Below are 16,506 nucleotides of genomic sequence, written 5' to 3'. Positions count from 1 at the left end.
GGGTTGCCGGGGTGGTGGCGGGTCAGTGCAGGGCGGGGGTGGGGGCGAGGGCGGGGGCGTTGAGGCGGAGGAGGGCGGTGCGGCCGTGTTCGAGGCGGATTTCGGTGAGGGCGCCGTTGTGGAGTTGGGGGAAGGTGCGGCGGTATTCGGCGAGGGGGATGCCGAGGAGGTGGCAGAGCAGGACCCGGATGAGGGTGGAGTGGGCGACCACGAGGATCCGGCCGTGGGGCTGGTCGTGGGCGATGTCGGTGAGGCAGGCGGCGGCGCGTTCCGCGGCGTGGCGGGGGTGTTCGCCGCCGGGGAGGTGGTGGTCGGCGGGGTCGGCGAGGAAGGCGGTGACGCGGTGCGGGAAGCGTTGCCGCATTTCGTCGCGGGTGAGGCCCTCGCCCTGGCCGAAGTCGAGTTCGTAGAGGCGTTCGTCGATGTGGGGGGTGAGGCCGCAGGCGTCGGCGGCGGGGGCGGCGGTGAGGCGGGCGCGGGTCAGGGGGGAGGTCCAGATGGCGGTGAGGTCGGCGGTGGCGGCCCAGTGGGCGAGGGTGTGGGCCTGTTCGCGGCCGCGGTCGGTGAGGGGGACGTCGGAGCGGCCGGCGTAGCGGTTCTCCGCGTGCCAGACGGTCTCGCCGTGGCGGACGAGGAGGAAGTCGGTCACTGGGCGGCCCTCCTGAGGGCGTGGTCGGCGACGGTGGGGGCGAGCCAGCCGCGGCGGGTGAGTTCGTCGACGAAGCGGTGGTAGACGGGGAGGTAGCGGGCGGTGCGGTCGGGGTCCGGGCGGATCTCGGTGCCGGGGCGGACCATGGCGGTGGCGGTCTCGGTGAGGGGGGTGCCGGTGGAGGTGGCGGCGAGGACGGCCATGCCGAGGGCGCCTTCGGCGTGTTCGGGGAGGTGGACGGTGCGGCCGAGGACTTCGGCGCGCAGGCGGCACCAGTAGGTGTTGCGGGCGCCGCCGCCGGTGTAGGTGAGGGGGCCGTCGGTGGGGGCGCCGAGGTGGTCGAGGTAGTCGAAGCAGAGGCGTTCGAGGCAGGCGACGCCGAGGAGGTAGGCGTGGAAGGCGGTGGCGCGGGTGGGGGTGTCGCCGAGGATGAAGGGTTCGGCTTCGGGGGCGTGGAAGGGGAAGCGTTCGCCGCCGGTGGAGACCAGGGGGTAGGCGACGGCGTCGGGGTCGAGGGCGGCGGCCTGGCCGGTGAGGACGTCGAGGTTCTCGCCGTGGAAGTACTGGGAGATGACGCCGGCGCCGCTGCTGGAGGCGCCGCCGGGGAGCCAGGTGTCGCCGGGTCCGCGGTGGCAGTAGACGACGCCTGCGGGGTCGCGGACGAGGTGGTCGCTGCTGCCTTTGAGGACGAGGGTGGTGCCGAGGACGGCGTTCCAGGCGCCGGGGGTGAGGGCGCCGGCGCCGATCTGTGCGGCGCAGCCGTCGGTCATGCCGGCGACGATGGCGGTGCCGGCGGGGATGCCGGTGGCGTCGGCGGCCGAGGGGGCGACGGTGCCGAGGACGGTGCCGGGGCGGACGACGTCGGGGAGCAGGTCGGTGGGGATGCCGAGGTGGTCCATGACGTCGTGCGGCCAGCGGTCGTCGATGAGGTGGTAGCCGGTTTTGAGGGCGTGGCTGGTGTCGCTGGGGAGTTGGCGGCCGGCCAGTTTCCAGGTGATCAGGTCGACTTGGTGGAGGAGTCGGGAGCCGGTGCGGAGGGTGGGGTCGTGGTCGAGGAGCCAGCGGAGTTTGGGCAGGGCCCAGGAGGGGGGCATGGTGCGGTAGCCGAGTTCCTGCCAGACGGGTGCGCCGGCGGTGTTGACCGGTTCGGTCTGGTCGGTGGCGCGGCCGTCGTCGTACATGAGGCCGGGGGTGCGGGGGGTGCCGTGGGTGTCGGTGAGGAGGAGGGTGCCGGAGGTGCCGTCGATCGCCAGTCCCCGGATCCGGGCGGTGTCGAGTCCGGCGAGCGCTTCGCGGCAGGCTTCGGCGAGTGCGGTCCACCACTGGTCGGGGTCCTGTTCGTGGCGGTTGCCGGTGCGCCGGCTGGTGAGCGGGCGGGCCGCGGTGGCGAGGAGGGTTCCGGTGCCGTCGACGGCGAGGCAGCGGGCGCTCTGGGTGCCGAGGTCGAGGCCGAGCCAGATGCCGTCGGGGCCTGGGCCGGTGGGTCCGGGGGCGTGCGGGTCAGACACGGATGCCTCCTGGGGCGGGGTTCTCGGCGGGGTGGTGCGTGGGGTCGGTGCGGCGGGTGGTGAGGGTGTTGTGGGTGGCGGGGTTCGGGCGCCAGGTGGCGGTGGTGCGCCAGCCGGCGTTCCGGGCGAGGCCGCGCCATGTGAGGAAGTCCTGGTGGAGGGCGGCGTAGAACGCGGCGCGTTCCGGGTCGGGTTGCCAGCGGTGCTGCATGTGGACGTAGGTGTCGGCGGCGCGGTGCATGCTGCTGACGGCGCCGGTGCGGACCAGTCCGGTGAGGAAGGCGCCCTTGGCGCCGATCTCGGTGTCGCCGGAGCGGGCGGTGGGCACGCCGGTGGCGTCGGCGATCAGGGCGCACCAGGCGTCGCTGTTGGCGCCGCCGCCGCACAGGCGGAGTTCGGTGATGTCGGTGCGGGCGGCGGCCAGGGAGTCGCGCAGGACGAGGGAGAGTCCGTCGAAGACGGCGCGGGCCAGGTCGGCGGGGGTGTGTTCGAGGGTCAGGCCCCAGAAGGAGCCGCGGGCGCCGGGGTCGAGGAACGGGGCGCGTTCGCCGGCCGGTGACAGGTAGGGCAGGAACATCAGTCCGCGGGCGCCGGGTTCCGAGGAGAAGGCGAGTCGGGAGAGTTCGGGTGGGCCGGGCAGGTGGAGGAGGCGGGCGGCCCAGCCGAGGACTTCGGCGCCGTTGAGGGTGGGGAAGGCGCGGAGGACGCGTTCGCGGCCGCGGTAGGCGATGTTGATGCCGGAGGGTTCGCCGGTGGTGTCGATGCCGGTGCGGACGATTTCGGTGCACAGGGTGGTGCCGAGGATGCTGCATGCCTGGCCGGGGTTGACGACGCCGACGCCGCGGGCGGTGGCGGCGATGTCGTAGGGGGCCATGACGACGGGGAGGCGGGCGGGCAGGCCGAGTTGGTCGGCGGCGTCGGTGGTGAGTTCGGCGGTGCGCTGGTCCTCGGCGAGGACGGTGGGCAGGAGTCGGGCGTGGGCGGTGAGGCCGAAGAGTTCGAGGATGGCGGGGTCGTAGGCGCCGGTGGTGTGGTCGAGGAAGGGTGCGGAGGCGTCGGATTCGTCGGTGGCGCGGATGCCGGTGAGGCGGAGGAAGAGCCAGCCGGCGGCGGTGAGCGAGGTGGTGGAGCGGGCGAGTCGGTCCGGGTCGTGGGCGGCGAGCCAGGCGAAGAGGGCGTTGGGCATGCCGGCGCAGGTCAGTGAGCCGTTGCGGCGGAAGGCGGCTTCGAGGAGGCCGTCGCGCTGCCAGGTGGTGAGCAGGTCGCCGGCGCGGCCGTCGGACCACAGGATGGCCGGGCCGGTGGGTCGGCCGTGGTCGTCGACGAGCCAGGCGCCGTCGCCCTGGGCGGTGAAGGCGACCAGCCGGACCGGGTCGGTCAGGTCGGTGAGGACGTCGCGGACGGTGCGGACGACGGCCTGCCAGACGGCGTCCATGTCCTGTTCGGCCCAGCCGGGGTGGGGGCGGAGCACTTCGGTGGCGACGCGGGAGACGGCGATCTCGTGGCCCTGGTCGTCGAAGACGACCGACTTGATGACGGTGGTGCCGGCGTCGATGGTGAGTACGGACATCAGCGGGTTCCTTTCACGCCGAGGCCGGGGGTGGTGTGCGGCGCGGCGGCGTCGTGGCCGGCCGGTGCCGGTTCCGACCCGTGCGGGAGTTTCAGGAAGAGGGTGAGGGCGCAGCTCACCGCGTACATCCCCGCGAAGATCCAGACCACCCCTTCGACGCCGAGTGGCCCGACGAAGGCCGCGACGACGGCGGGTCCGACGAAGGTGCTGGCGCCGGCGCCGAGGTTGAGGGCCGCCAGTGCCTGTCCCTTGTGCCGCGGCTCCAGAGAGGGCATCAACGCTGATATCGGTACGTATCCCGCCAGAGTAGCGCCGTAGAACGCGGCGACCAGGAGGGCGAGCGGGAAGTTCGGGCCGGCGGTGGTGGGGACGTAGTAGAGGAGGAGGGTGCTCAGGGTGCAGCCCGCGCCGCCGCACCAGGCGATGGTGCGGCGCCAGCCGATGCGGTCGCCGACGACGCCGAAGAGCAGGTTGGCGAAGATGTTGGTGGCGAACATCGCGCTGAGCAGGTGCAGCCACTGGGTGAGGGTGAAGCCCACGGTCTTGGTGAAGTGCACCGGCAGGATGACGAAGAAGCCGAACTGGGAGGCGGTGTTGACGACCCGGACGAGGGCGCCGACGCCGACCCGGGGGTTGCGCCAGAGGACGGTGACGCTGCCGACGAGGGTGGCCAGTGGCCCCTCCCCCGCGGTCCTGGGGCGGCGGGCGCCGTGTTCGTCGCGGACCAGCAGCAGCGCGATCAGGCCGCCGGCGGCGACCAGGGCCAGTGCCGCCCAGAGGGTGGCGTAGGCGCCGATGCGCGGGATCAGGCCGCTGGCGACCAGGGAGCCGAGGGTGGGCAGTCCGCCGGTGAAGGCGAACCAGAACCAGCCCATGGCGGTGCCGAGTCGGGCGCGCGGCGCGACGCCGGCGATCCAGACGAGGAATCCGTAGGCGAAGAGCGGGTAGCCCAGGCCGCGCAGGCCGTAGCCGAGGAGCATCAGGGGGTAGCTGGTGAGAGGGAGGGCCGCGGTGAGGAAGAGCAGTTGGAAGAGGGCCCAGACGGCCAGGCCTGCGCCCATCACGCGGCGGGGGCCCCACAGGTCGGAGAGGACGCCGGAGAGCCAGGCGGCGATGCCCGCGGCAATGCCGTAGACCGTGAAGAGCAGGGCGACCCGGGATTCGGGGATGCCGCGGTCGATGAGGTACGGCGAGAGGTATCCGGACTCGACGCCGTCGCCGATCATGAAGAGGAGCAGCCCTAGGTAGCCCCAGGCGAGGGTCGGTGGGATGCCGAGGCGGGCCAGGAGCGCGCGGGGCGCGGGCAGTGGAGGGTTCGTCATCGAAGCTCCCCTTTTTGCGGCGGGACGGATGCGGGTGGGTCCGGGCCGGCGGAGGGGGTGGCGGGATCCGCGGGGGCCGGTGGACGACGCGGTGATGCAATCGCTCGCGTAAAAGGGGCGTCAAGGGTGGCCGGAATCTTCCCATCGGGGCGGGGATCTGCCGTGGTGCATCGGGGCGGCACCGCATACGGCGGGCACCTGAGCCGCGTGCGCCGCGTTACCTTCGTGTGAACATCACGCGGCGCCTTCACGTGGGTGACCGCGGCGCGAACCGGAGGGAACGGGGCGATGGACCGGGTCGAGGCCCAGGAGGAACGGCGGCGGCGGATCCGGGAGAAGGTGATCGCCCGCGGGTTCGTACGGACTTCGGAGCTGGCCGCGGAGTTCGGGATCAGCCTGATGACCGCCCACCGGGATCTGGACGCGCTCCAGGCGCAGGGCTGGCTGCGGAAGGTGCGGGGCGGGGCGACGGGGCTGCCGTCGGCGCAGTTCCACGGCACGGTCGCGGAGCGGATGGCGACGATGGCGGCGACCAAGCAGCTGTTGGCGCGGGCCGCGGCGGCACTGCTGGTGCCGGGGCAGACGGTGCTGCTCGACGACAGCACCACCTGTCTGATGCTGGCGCACCAGACGCCCGAGCACGCGCCGCTGACCGTGATCACCAACTCGCTGCCGGCGACCACCACGCTCGCCCAGGAGCCGGGGATCTCGCTGATCACGCTGGGCGGGGCGTACTTCCCGGCGTACGACGCGTTCATGGGGCTGCACACCGCGGACGCGGTCCGGGCCTACCGGGCGGATGTGCTGTTCCTGTCGACCACGGCCGTCGCCAAGGGCCGCTGCTACCACACCTCGCCGGAGACGGTGCAGGTCAAGCGGGCGATGATGGAGAGCGCGGCACGCCGGGTACTGGTCGCCGACCACACCAAGTTCAGCAAGGACGGGCTGTACGCGCTGGCGCCGCTCACCGACTTCGACCTGCTGATCACCGACGACGGGCTGCCCGTGGAGCAGGTGCGGGCGGTGCGGGCGGCCGGCACGGAGGTGACGGTGGTACCGACCCGCGGGGCGCGCGAGGGGTGAGGCGGGGCAGCTGGGGTGAGGGGGGCGGGGTGGCCGTGCTGCGTGAGGCGGGGCGGCTGCGCTGAAGGGCGCGGGGCCTCCGGAATATTCGCTCCCATCCGCGCGTTGTGGCCCCGAGGGGGCGTCCGCTCCCCCTAGGGGATCCGTTCGCCCACCCCCCAGGGGCCACCCCGAGCGCCTGCCTCAAGCGCCTGCCTCAAACGGCTACCCGAGCCCCAGCGCCTTGGCGTCGGAGGCGAGTTCCCGCAGGGCCGTACGGGGGTCGTGCACGAGTCGGCGGGCGGTGAGGTCCAGGATTCCGCAGACGGCGCTGATCTCGGCGGCGGGGGTGCCGTCGGTGCGGCGCACGGTCTGCTCGATCACGAAGGTCTTCCGCTCGCCCCAGACGAACCGGCAGCTGACCTCGACCTCGTCGCCGGCGCGGAGTTCCCGCAGGTACCGGATGGTGGTTTCGAGAGCGACCGGGCCGATGCCCTGAGCCAGCATCGCGCTCTGCGGAATGCCGGCGGCCTGCAGGGCGGACCAGCGGGCGTGCTCGGCGTACTGGAGGTAGACGCTCTGGTTGAGGTGGCCCTGGGTGTCGGTCTCATAGCCCCGGACCGTGATCGGCACGGCGAAGGGGGCGTCCGCACCCGTCTCGGCCGTCACGTGCGTCTCTTCGGCACCCGTCCCGGCCGCCACCTGCGTCACTTCGGTCACGATCGCTCCTGTCTACCCGAAAGTCCTGTGCACCCCGTGCACCCCGTGCACCCCGTACGCCATGTACGTCCCGTGCGTCACGACGGACCATCGTAGGGCTGAACGCTCAGGCCGCGCCGGGCATTCCAGTTGCCGCGCCCAGCTCCGCCCAGCCGACGGTGCGGTCGCACCAGCGTGCCAGCAGCGTGCGGTCGTGGCCGACCGCGAGCAGTCCGGCGCCGCTCTCCCGGCGGTAGGACTCGACGACGGCGACGAGTGCGGCGGTCGTGGAGGCGTCCAGCATCGCGGTCATCTCGTCGCAGATCAGCCAGCGGGGGCGGAGCACCAGCGCGCGGGCCAGGCAGGCGCGTTGCAGCTGGCCGTCGCTGACCTCGTGCGGGCGGCGGGTGAGCAGCTCGTCACCGAGGCCGACGAGGGGCGCCAACTCCGCGAGCCGGGACGGCACTTCGGCCTTTCTCCCGGTGGCGCGGAGCGGCTCGGCGATCACGTCGGCGAGCCGCAGGCGGGGGTCGGCGGAGAGGCGGGGCTGCTGGAAGAGGACGCCGAAGGCGGTGCGCTGCTCGCGGGGCGCGCGGTGGCGCCAGCCCTGGGCGGGTGTGCCGTCCAGGACCACGGTGCCGGCGTCCGGCCGGTGCAGCAGGGCCGCGACCCTGGCCAGGGTGGACTTGCCGCAGCCGCTGGGGCCGAGCAGGCCGACCGCCTCGCCGGGGGCGAGGGTCAGCGACGCGCCGCGGACGACGGGGGCGCGGCGGTCGTATCCGGCGGTGATGTCACGCAGTTCCAGCACGGTCGGTCTCCCTCTCCGGCGGCCCGGGGTGGTGGCAGGCGACGCCGTCGCGCGGCGCGGGGAGCGTCGCGCAGGTCGCGGTGGCGCGGTCGCAGCGGGCCGCGAAGGCGCAGCCGGGCGGCAGGTCGCCGAGTTCGGGCGGCATCCCGGGGATGGGAGTGAAGGCGCGGTCGGGCAGGGCGTCCAGCAGGCCGCGGGCGTAGGGGTGCCGCGGGCCGGGGGTGCCGAAGAACCTTCGGGCGTCGGCGAGTTCGACGATCTGTCCGGCGTACATCACGGCGACCCGGTCGGCGATCCGCTCGGCCGCCGCCAGGTCATGGGTGATCATCAGAAGGGCGCGGCCGGTGTCGTTCCCGGCGGGTCCGGGCGGTGCGGCGGCGAGGTGCCGGCGCAGTTCGTCGACGGTGCGGTCGACGAGGTCGCGGTCGAGGCCGGTGGTGGGTTCGTCGGCGAGCAGCAGGGGGGCGTCGCCGGCCAGGGCGAGGGCGGTGGCGGCGCGCTGGGCCAGGCCGCCGGAGAGTTGGTGCGGGTGGCGGTCGAGGTGGCCGGGCGGGAAGGCGGCGCGTTCGGCGGCCCGTTCGGCGGCCGTCCGCAGGGCGGGGCCGCGCGGCACGCCGTTCAACTCCCTTACGGTTTCCTCCAGTTGGGAGCGGACGGTGCGGACGGGGGTGAGGTGGGCGGCGGGGCTCTGCGGGATCAGCCCGATCCGGCGGCCGCGGACGGTCCGGGCCAGTTCGGCCTCGGGGGCGGTGAGCAGTTCGGTCTCGCCGTGGGCGTCGGCCATCAGCGCGGTGCCGGTGGCCTCGGCGTTGCCGGGCAGCAGGCCGAGCAGGGCCGAGGCGAGGACGGACTTGCCGCAGCCGCTCTCGCCCACGAGGACCAGGCACTCGCCCGGCGCCAGGTCGAAGGCGGCGTCGGTGACCGCGGCGACGGACCGGCCGCCGGGCATCCGGAAGCGGACGGTCAGCCCGCGGACGGCGAGGAGGGGGCGGTCGGCGGTGGCGGTTCCGTCAGGGGTTCCGTCAGGGGTTCCGTCAGGGGTCCCGTCAGGGGTCCCGTCAGGGGTCCCGTCAGGGGTTCCGTCAGGGGTCCCGTCGGGCGTCGGGTCGGGTGTGGGGCGGGCGGCCCCCGCCGCGGTCCCGTGGGCGGTCACAGGGTCAGCTCCGATCGGCGGCGCGGGTTGAGCCGCTCCCGCCAGGCGCCGGCCAGGCCGGCGACGGCGAGGGTGGGGACGATGAGGAACAGGCCCGGGAAGAGGGTGGGCCACCAGTCGCCGGCCAGCAGGGAGCTGCGGGCGGCGTTGGCCATGATGCCCAGGCTCGCCTCGTGGGCGGGCAGGCCGAGACCGAGGAAGGACAGTGCGGACTCGTGCCAGATGGCGTGCGGCACCATCAGGACGGCGGCGAGTCCGGCCTGCGGCAGCACGGCCGGCAGGAGGTGGCGGACCGTCACCCGCAGGCGGGAGGCGCCGCCGGTGAGTGCGGCGTCGAGGTAGGGCCGGGAGCGCAGCGAGAGCACCTCGGCGCGGACGATCCGGGCGGTGGACAGCCAGTGCGTCACCGCCACCGAGACGATCACCGGCCAGACGCCGGGCCGGAACACGGCCACGATGAAGATGCCGAGCAGGAGGTGCGGCACGGAGGAGAAGAGGTCGACCAGGCGCATCACGGTGCGGTCGGCCCAGCCGCCGAGCGCCCCGGCCAGGGCGCCGACGGCGGTGCCGAGGACCGTGGCGGCCAGTGCGGCGACCACCCCGACCAGCAGCGAGACCCGCAGTCCGTAGACGCAGCGGAGCAGCAGGTCGCGGCCGACCTCGTCGGTGCCGAACGGGTGGGCGGCGGACGGCGGCAGGAGCTTGGCGGCGAGGTCCACGGCCTGCCGGTCCAGCGGGAACAGCAGGGGGACCAGGACGACGGCGAGGACGATGACGGCCAGGACTCCGGCGCAGACCCGCAGGCGCAGGGCGCGCCGCGGGCCGGCGCCGCGCCGGGTCCGCGGCTTCGCGGCGGACGTGGTGGCGCTAGCCATCGAATCCCACCCTCGGATCGGCCAACCCGTAGAGCAGGTCGGACAGCAGGTTGCCGGCGAGGACGGCGGCGGTGGCGAGTGCGGTGAGGGCGGCGAGCAGCGGGAAGTCCACGCTGGTGGCGGCCTGGACGGTGGCGGCGGCGATGCCCGGCCAGCTGAAGACGGTCTCCACCAGCAGGGCGCCGGTGATGAGTTCGGGCACCCGGGAGCCGATCAGGGTCAGTACGGGCAGCAGGCCGGAGCGCAGCGCGTGCTGGAGGAGCACGGTGCGCTCCCGTAGGCCGCGGGCCCGGGCGCCGCGGACGGGGTCCTCCTCCAGTGCGTCGCCGACGCCCTGCCGGACGTACAGGACGAACCACGGGAGTTGGGAGACGGCGAGCACCAGTGCGGGCAGTACGAGGTGGCGGGCGATCTGGTCGGGGGTGGCGAGGTCGCTGCCGGTGTCGGTGAGGCCGCCGGCCGGCAGCACGCCGAGTTTGAGGGCGCCCAGCCAGACGGCGAGCAGTCCGAGCCAGTACGGCGGGGCGGCTTCCAGGATGTAGGCGGCGGAGGTGACGGCGCGGTCGAAGGCGCCGCCGCGGCGCCGGGCGGCCAGGACGCCGAGGACGGTGCCGGCGGCCACGGCGAGCGCGAAGGCCAGTGCGCACAGCAGCACCGACCAGCCGAGGCGTTCGCCGATGACCTGGGAGACCGGGGCGCGCAGGCTCGCGGAGTCGCCGAGGTCGCCGGTGAGGGCGCCGGTCAGCCAGTCCCACCAGCGGGTGAGCAGCGGCCGGTCGACGCCGAGGTTGTGCCGGAGCTGGTCGAGGTTCTCCTGGGAGGCGGTGAGTCCGGCGGTGCCGGCGTAGGCGCGTACCGGGTCGAAGGGCGAGGCGGCGGCGATCGCGAACACTCCGAGGGTGACGGCGAGCAGCACCGGCACTGCGGTCAGGGCCCGCCGTGCCGTCATCCGTGCCATCGGCCCCCAGGGCAGCGAGGTCGGCGCGGTCACTTCGCGGGCTGCCAGTCCTCGACGTTCCACCAGGGGCCGGAGGCCAGGCCGTGGTCGTGCGGTTCGACCTGGGTGGTCAGGTCCCGCCAGCGGTCGTCGACGACGTAGAGGTGGTCGACGTGGGTGAGGAAGATGTAGGCGGGGTCCTTGGCCAGTTCGCGCTGGACGGTGTCGTAGGCGGCCTTGCGGGCCTGGTGGTCGTCGGTGCGGCGGGCCGTGACGAGTTGGTCGTCGACGGTCTTGTTGGCGTACCTGGACATGTTGTTGAAGCCGTCGCCGGCGAGTGAGGAGTGCAGCAGCAGGTACTGGTCGAAGTCGGGGTCGGCGGGGCTGCCGCCGCCGGCGAGGACCGCGTCCCGCTTCATGTTGGGCTCGATGGCCTCCCAGGTGCCGGACTCGACCTTGGCCTCGATGCCGGCCTTCTTGGCGTCCGAGGCGAAGGCCAGGGCGTGTTCCTGGCGGAGTTTGTCGCCGGAGAGGTACCAGAGGGTGAAGGAGGCGCGTTGCCCGTCCTTGGCGCGGACGCCGTCGGGGCCCTTCTTCCAGCCCGCCTCGTCGAGGAGCTGCTGGGCCTTGGCGAGGTCGTGCGGGCGTTCGGTGCCCTTGGCGAACCAGGGGCTGTCGGTCGGCACCGGCCCGTAGGCGGGCTTGCCGGCGCCGCTGAGGATGCCCTTGACCATGGCCTGGCGGTCGACGGCGAGGTCCAGTGCCCGGCGTACGGTGCGGTCGCCGGTGACCGGGTTGGCGCTGGGCAGGGTGACGTTGCGGTAGTCGAAGGTCTTGGCGGCGACGGTCCTGCGGCCCTTGTCGGCCTTGAAGGTGGCGGCGAGTTCGGGCGGCAGGATGGCGCCGTCGAGGTCGCCGGAGCGCAGGCGGGTGGCGCGGATGTCGTCGTCCTTGATGACGGCCATGGTGAGGTGCTTCACCTTGGGTGCGCCGCCCCAGTAGTGGGGGTTGGCGGTGAAGGTGAGCTTCTCGCCCTTGGACCACTTGGTGAGGACGTACGGGCCGGTGCCGACGGGGTGGGTGGTGAACGACCCGGTGTTGACGTCCTGTTTGCCCGCGAGGTGTGCGGGGGCGATGGGCAGGACGGTGCGCTCGGCGAACGGGGCGTAGGGGTACTTCAGGTGGAAGACGACGGTCCGGTCGTCCTTCTTCTCGACCGTGTCGAGGGCGTCCAGCTCGGCCTTGGAGGCGTTGTTGGTCTGCTCGTCGAGGATGGTCTCGTAGGTGAAGACCACGTCGCCGGCGGTGAAGGGCTTGCCGTCGCTGAACGTCACGCCCGGGCGGAGGGTGAAGGTGTAGGTCTTCCCGCCGTCGGTGACCTTGGGCAGGGCGGCGGCCAGCGCGGGCTTCAGGCGCATGTCGGCGTCGTGGGTGAGCAGCCCGTCGAAGATCTTGGAGTTGCCGTCCTTGCCGTAGCCCAGGAGTGGGCTGAGCGTCTCGGGCTCGTAGGCGATGCCGACGACCGCGGTGTCCGTGGGCCCGCCGCCCCGGCCCTCGTCCGGCGCGGCGCAGGCCGCCGCGGTGAGCGCCATCGTGGCTGCCAGCGCGGTGGCGGCCGCGCGCCGTACGGACCGGGACGTCATGCCCACACACCTCTTGAAGATCGACTGCTGTTGCGAACCGCTCGCAATTGTGCGGTTGCCATTAAACAGTACGTAAAGGTGTGGTCATGAACCGGTCCCGGACGCCCCCGATCTGCTGCGGCACGCGGAGGCCCCCGGGGCCGGGCCGCGGTTCACGGGGTGCCGGTCACCAGCTTCAGGTCCCACTTCCGCAGCGGCTCGTCGATCGGCTGGAAGATGGTGACGGTGTCCCCGCCGACGTCGCAGGTCGCGGCGCCGCCGCCGGAGTGCACCCCGACGGCCTTCGGGGCGCTGGGCTGGGCGACGTAGGAACCGCCCGAATCCCCGGCCGCCGAGCAGGCGTTGGTGAAGGACAGCCCGGAGATGACGGTGTTGCCGTAGTCCACGGTCTGGTCGGTGCGGGTGACCTCGCCGCAGCGCCAGCCGCTGGTCTGGCCCGAGTGGCAGATCGACGTCCCGACGAGAGCCTCCTGGGAGCCGGTGACGGCCACCGGGCTGCCGCCCTGGCCGGCCACCGCCGGGCTCAGCTTCCAGCCCGGCTGGTCGACCGTCACCAGGCCGAAGTCGCCCTCGTAGCCGTTGACGCTGTGCGTCCCGCCCCGGTTGGAGGTCCCCACCCGGCTCCGGTCCTTGCCGTACGCGGGCTGGTCGGCCTTGCGGGTGCAGTGGCCGGCCGTCAGGAAGCCCTGGAATCCGCCCGGACCGGTCACCGAGAAGCCGATCGAGCAGATGCCGTCGGTGCCCGGCATCCAGCGCTCGCCGCCGACGACGGTGCCGCTCTGCTGGCGCGGTGCCTGGTCACTGCGCTCGACGGAGACCGGCACCCGCGAGCGGACCGCGAGCTGCCGGACCGCGCTCTCGAAACCGGCGGTGCGGTTGGTGCGTGCCGCGCGGTCGACCCGCACCACCACGCCGTTGGCGCGCTCGTCGATGCCCCAGCCGGTGACGCCCGGCACGCCCCGGCCGGCCCGGTCGGCGATCTGCTGCACCATGCCGCGGAGCGTCGCGCGGCTGTGCCGGACGGTCTTGGGCACCGCTCCGGCGGCCCGCACCCGCCGAGCGTCGGCGGCGTCGTTGACCGCGACGACGAGCCGGCCGAGGGTCTTGTCGAACCACATCCCGGCGGGTGGCGCGGCCAGCGCCCGGCGCACCGCGAGCGAGGTGTGCTGGGCCTCGGCCTCCTGCGCGAGCCGGGTCCGGGCCTGGACCGGGGAGAGTCCGAGGTCCCGACGCATCGCGTCGAGCATGCCGCGCTGCGAGGGCTGGGGGCTGGGGTCGGGCTGCGGCAGGGCCCGCGCCGGACCGTTCGGGGCGACGGCCGCCAGCAGGGCGGCCGCGGCCGCGCTCCACAGGGCGGCTTTGGGAATGCGGCGTTCCATCGAGGTCTCCTCGCGGTGTCGAGTACACGTCGGGCCCGGACGGACCGGGCGTGGGCACGTGCATGGATCAGCTCACGTCGAGACTCCTCGACACCGCGCCGGGCAGCACCGGGAAGAGCACCGGCATGATGGCCCGGTGGCCTCCACCGCTCGCCCCCAAGTCCCCAGCGCCCACGGCCCGGTCGCGTACGACGCGCTGCCCGGTGCGCTGCGCAACGTCGCCTACTCGGGCGCCCGCCATCCGGGAGCCGGGACACCTGAATGCCCGTCACGCCCCGCCGGGCCGGGGGCGGCCGGTCCGGGGGCGCCCCCGGACCTCGGCGGGGGCGCCAACTGCCAGCGCTACGCCTACACCGTGCTGGGCCACTTCGGACTGCGGGTGCCGCCGCTGCGGTCGGCCGAACTCTGGGCGGACCGCACCGCGACCCGGCGGGCCGTGGTGCCGGAGCCGCTGGACCTGGTGCTCTTCGACGCCGGTTCGGTCGCCGGGCGGCCGGCCGGGTACGGCGCGCACGTCGGCGTCCATCTGGGCCCGGACCGGGTGCTGCACCTGTGCCGGGAGGTGGGCCGCCCGGTGGTGTGGTCGTACGCCGACTTCGCGGCGCGGCCGCGGTACGCCCGCTTCCTGGGCGCCAAGCGGGTGCCGGCGGGCGGCTCCGGGGAGGGGTAGCCGGCGGGGGCGGGCACCGGCCCGGCCGGGCCGGTCAGAATCCGCCGCCGAATCCCCCGTCGCCGCCGCCCCCGAAGTCCCCGCCGCCGTCGCCGAAGCCACCGCCGAAGTCACCGGGGTCGAAGTCGGCGCCCGTGACGTCACCGCCCTCCGCGCCCTGGTAGCCGCCGAAGTCGGCGCCGTAGGCGGGGCCGGCCGCCATCAGGTGGCCGAGCGTGGTGCCGACCAGGAGGCCGGGGAGCAGCCCGCCGCCGAAATAGCCGCCGGCCCAGGGGGCGTACGTGGGGCCGGCGTCCCAGTAGGGGCGGTCGCCCTGCGGGGTGCGGACGGTACGGGCCAGCGGCTCGCGGCCGTCCTCCAGCCGGCTCTTGTCGGCGGCGCAGACCGGGACGGTGCGCTCGGCACCGCCGGGCGGGGCCCAGCCGGCGTCGGTGACCGACGGGCCGTGCCGGGGGTCGAAGAAGCAGGGCAGCCGGCGCTCGGGCAGCGGTCCGCCCGCCCGGCGCGCGGCGAGCGTGGCGAGCGCGAAGCGGCCCTCCTCCAGCTCCTTGGTCACCGCGTGGACGTCGCCGGGGTGCTCGGCGGCGGCCATCGCCGACTTGGCGTCCTCGTAGGCGTCGAGGGCGCGGGAGTAGTCGGTGCGCATCGCGTCGTCGGCGCCGGGCTCGCCCGGGTCGAAGTCCAGCCGGTCCAGTTCCTCGCCGAAGGCGGTGATGTCCTCGTCGACCACGATCCGCAGGTCTTCGAGGGCGGCGCGCTCCTCCTCGGCCCGCTTGCGGCGGTTGCGGCGGGCGATGGCGTAGGCGCCGCCGCCGCCGATGGCGATCAGTGCGCCGATGCCGACGGCGGTGCCGGTGCCGAAGCCGCCGCCGGTGCCGCCCCAGGAGGCCGGGGCGTGGCCGCGGGCCTCGGTGGCGGCGGTGTCGACGAAGCTGTTGAGGCGCTCGGAGACGGTCGGGTACGCGGAGCGCCGGACGGCGCCGACGAGGTTCTGGACGGCGCTGCGCGGCATCACGCGGGGGTCGGCGCCGGCGTTGAAGCCGTCGCCGAGTTCGATGGCGTAGACCCCGCTGATGCCGACCTTGGTGCGCAGGTCCCGGAGCACGGTGGCCGGCTGGTAGTCGGAGGTGCGGGGCAGGACGGCGACGAAGACCGGTTTGCCGGAGTCCTTGATCTTCTTGGCGAGGGCGTCCGCTTGGCTGGCCGAAAACTGACCTGAGGCGCGGGGGTCGACGTAGACCGGGCCCTTCCGTAGCGCGGCGGCCGCTTCGTCCAGCCCACCTGCGGCATGTGCACCGGGGGCGGCCACGGTGACCATCGCGAGGAGGGCCGCCAGCAGCAGGAGAACCGGTCCGATCAGCACACGGCGGGTTGCGGTCTTCATGGCTCCGACGCTACCCGAACCGCACTTTCAAGACACCCTTGCCAATTTACGGATTCTTTACTGATCGCCCGGTGGTGCCGGGCAGTATCCCTCCCGCTCCCGGTCCTGTCGCGCCGGAGCTGCCCATGCAGGTGGTCGCCGGGCGCGGGTTTTTGATGATCAAGGTCGCCGGGGATGTTCCGGCTCGTCCCTCCCCCGAGGAAAAGGAGGACACGATGGGCAGGGTCGCCGAGACGGCCAACTCCCTCGCCATCGCCGTCGCCGCCACCGCGGTCGGCTGCACGATGGTCCTCGAACTGGCCCCCTCGCACCGCGCCGGCTCCGCACAGCCCGCGTCCCCCACCGCCCCCGCCGTCGCCGTCGGCCCGGTCGCCACCGGCCGCACCGCGGTCACCCGCGACGGGCCGGACGCCGCCGGGGGCCCGGCCGACCGGGCCGCGGCCACCGCACCGGACCCGGCCGGAACCCGGCCCGCCGGTCCCCGACCGGACGGGCCGCTCCCCCGTGGCGGCGGTCGGATCCCGGCCGGCCGGATCCAGGTCAGCGCGCCCGCCGCCGCGGGAAGCCTGCGGACCAACAGCAGCTTCCCGGTCGCCTGGACCAACACCACCGGCACCGAGGTGGACGTCTGGCTGAACGAGGCCGCCGGCCGCGGCCGGATACAGCGACTGGCACTGGTCTCCCCGCGGGCCGGCGCCGCCACCGCCGGCGAGGCCCTGGTGACGCTGCCCGTGGTGCCGCCCGGCCGGGCTTACGCCCTGGAGGTGGCCGCCGGCGGCGGCACCGCGCACGCCTTCAGCCGGCCGTTCGCCGTCACCGACTGACCCGGCGGGCGGGCCGCGCGGCG

Annotated in this window: 15 protein-coding genes; 3 read left to right on the top strand and 12 right to left on the bottom strand. The window is 74.2% G+C overall.

The genetic code is table 11. The features are described 5' to 3' along the window. Positions 1 to 22: 22 nt before the first annotated feature. The 4 genes from CG747_RS04830 to CG747_RS04815 are packed head-to-tail and all read right to left on the bottom strand — an operon-like array spanning position 23 to position 5,049. On the bottom strand, positions 23 to 649 hold the full coding sequence (locus CG747_RS04830) for a histidine phosphatase family protein (RefSeq protein WP_100600343.1): 627 nt from the start codon (positions 647 to 649) through the stop codon (positions 23 to 25). Then, positions 646 to 2,157, bottom strand: a complete 1,512-nt coding sequence (locus tag CG747_RS04825; RefSeq protein WP_100600342.1) for an FGGY-family carbohydrate kinase — start codon at positions 2,155 to 2,157, stop codon at positions 646 to 648. The genes CG747_RS04830 and CG747_RS04825 overlap by 4 nt, the downstream gene beginning before the upstream one ends. Beyond that, positions 2,150 to 3,727 carry an FGGY-family carbohydrate kinase gene (locus tag CG747_RS04820; RefSeq protein ID WP_100600341.1) on the bottom strand — a complete coding sequence of 526 codons (1,578 nt, stop codon included), beginning with the start codon at positions 3,725 to 3,727 and terminating at the stop codon, positions 2,150 to 2,152. Before CG747_RS04820 ends, CG747_RS04825 begins: the two co-directional genes overlap by 8 nt. Then, positions 3,727 to 5,049, bottom strand: coding sequence for an MFS transporter (locus CG747_RS04815; protein ID WP_100600340.1), 1,323 nt, complete (start codon positions 5,047 to 5,049; stop codon positions 3,727 to 3,729). Before CG747_RS04815 ends, CG747_RS04820 begins: the two co-directional genes overlap by 1 nt. A gap of 288 nt (positions 5,050 to 5,337) precedes the next feature. Here CG747_RS04815 and CG747_RS04810 point away from each other — a divergent pair, with 288 nt between their 5' ends. Further along, on the top strand, positions 5,338 to 6,132 hold the full coding sequence (locus CG747_RS04810; protein WP_100600339.1) for a DeoR/GlpR family DNA-binding transcription regulator: 795 nt from the start codon (positions 5,338 to 5,340) through the stop codon (positions 6,130 to 6,132). A gap of 204 nt (positions 6,133 to 6,336) precedes the next feature. Here CG747_RS04810 and CG747_RS04805 read toward each other — a convergent pair whose 3' ends face one another. From CG747_RS04805 to CG747_RS04775, 7 genes are all read right to left on the bottom strand, one after another. Continuing rightward, positions 6,337 to 6,813 carry an acyl-CoA thioesterase gene (locus CG747_RS04805; RefSeq protein WP_374701742.1) on the bottom strand — a complete coding sequence of 159 codons (477 nt, stop codon included), beginning with the start codon at positions 6,811 to 6,813 and terminating at the stop codon, positions 6,337 to 6,339. Between the two features lie 124 nt (positions 6,814 to 6,937). Next, positions 6,938 to 7,618, bottom strand: coding sequence for an ABC transporter ATP-binding protein (locus tag CG747_RS04800; protein ID WP_100600338.1), 681 nt, complete (start codon positions 7,616 to 7,618; stop codon positions 6,938 to 6,940). Beyond that, positions 7,602 to 8,567, bottom strand: a complete 966-nt coding sequence (locus tag CG747_RS04795; protein ID WP_100600518.1) for an ABC transporter ATP-binding protein — start codon at positions 8,565 to 8,567, stop codon at positions 7,602 to 7,604. Before CG747_RS04795 ends, CG747_RS04800 begins: the two co-directional genes overlap by 17 nt. A gap of 200 nt (positions 8,568 to 8,767) precedes the next feature. After that, positions 8,768 to 9,646, bottom strand: coding sequence for an ABC transporter permease (locus CG747_RS04790; protein ID WP_180985388.1), 879 nt, complete (start codon positions 9,644 to 9,646; stop codon positions 8,768 to 8,770). After that, positions 9,639 to 10,595 carry an ABC transporter permease gene (locus CG747_RS04785; RefSeq protein ID WP_374701741.1) on the bottom strand — a complete coding sequence of 319 codons (957 nt, stop codon included), beginning with the start codon at positions 10,593 to 10,595 and terminating at the stop codon, positions 9,639 to 9,641. Before CG747_RS04785 ends, CG747_RS04790 begins: the two co-directional genes overlap by 8 nt. Positions 10,596 to 10,633: 38 nt before the next feature. Continuing rightward, complete coding sequence (locus tag CG747_RS04780; RefSeq protein WP_100600337.1) at positions 10,634 to 12,226, bottom strand: ABC transporter substrate-binding protein; 1,593 nt, start codon at positions 12,224 to 12,226, stop codon at positions 10,634 to 10,636. A 152-nt stretch (positions 12,227 to 12,378) separates the two neighbouring features. Further along, on the bottom strand, positions 12,379 to 13,605 hold the full coding sequence (locus CG747_RS04775; protein ID WP_100600336.1) for a S1 family peptidase: 1,227 nt from the start codon (positions 13,603 to 13,605) through the stop codon (positions 12,379 to 12,381). A 136-nt stretch (positions 13,606 to 13,741) separates the two neighbouring features. Here CG747_RS04775 and CG747_RS04770 point away from each other — a divergent pair, with 136 nt between their 5' ends. After that, entirely contained in the window at positions 13,742 to 14,275 is a 534-nt protein-coding gene (locus CG747_RS04770) for a cell wall hydrolase (protein ID WP_100600335.1), read from the top strand. A gap of 34 nt (positions 14,276 to 14,309) precedes the next feature. Here CG747_RS04770 and CG747_RS04765 read toward each other — a convergent pair whose 3' ends face one another. Beyond that, entirely contained in the window at positions 14,310 to 15,659 is a 1,350-nt protein-coding gene (locus CG747_RS04765) for a hypothetical protein (protein ID WP_100600334.1), read from the bottom strand. A gap of 215 nt (positions 15,660 to 15,874) precedes the next feature. Between CG747_RS04765 and CG747_RS04760 the strand changes: the two genes are divergently transcribed. Further along, complete coding sequence (locus CG747_RS04760) at positions 15,875 to 16,483, top strand: hypothetical protein (RefSeq protein ID WP_100600333.1); 609 nt, start codon at positions 15,875 to 15,877, stop codon at positions 16,481 to 16,483. Positions 16,484 to 16,506 lie beyond the last annotated feature (23 nt).

The sequence above is a fragment of the Streptomyces sp. CB02959 genome (assembly GCF_002803155.1).
Lineage (GTDB): Bacteria > Actinomycetota > Actinomycetes > Streptomycetales > Streptomycetaceae > Streptomyces.
The sequence above is the reverse complement of the archived record's forward strand: the minus strand, read 5'-3'. Positions and strand labels throughout refer to the sequence as shown.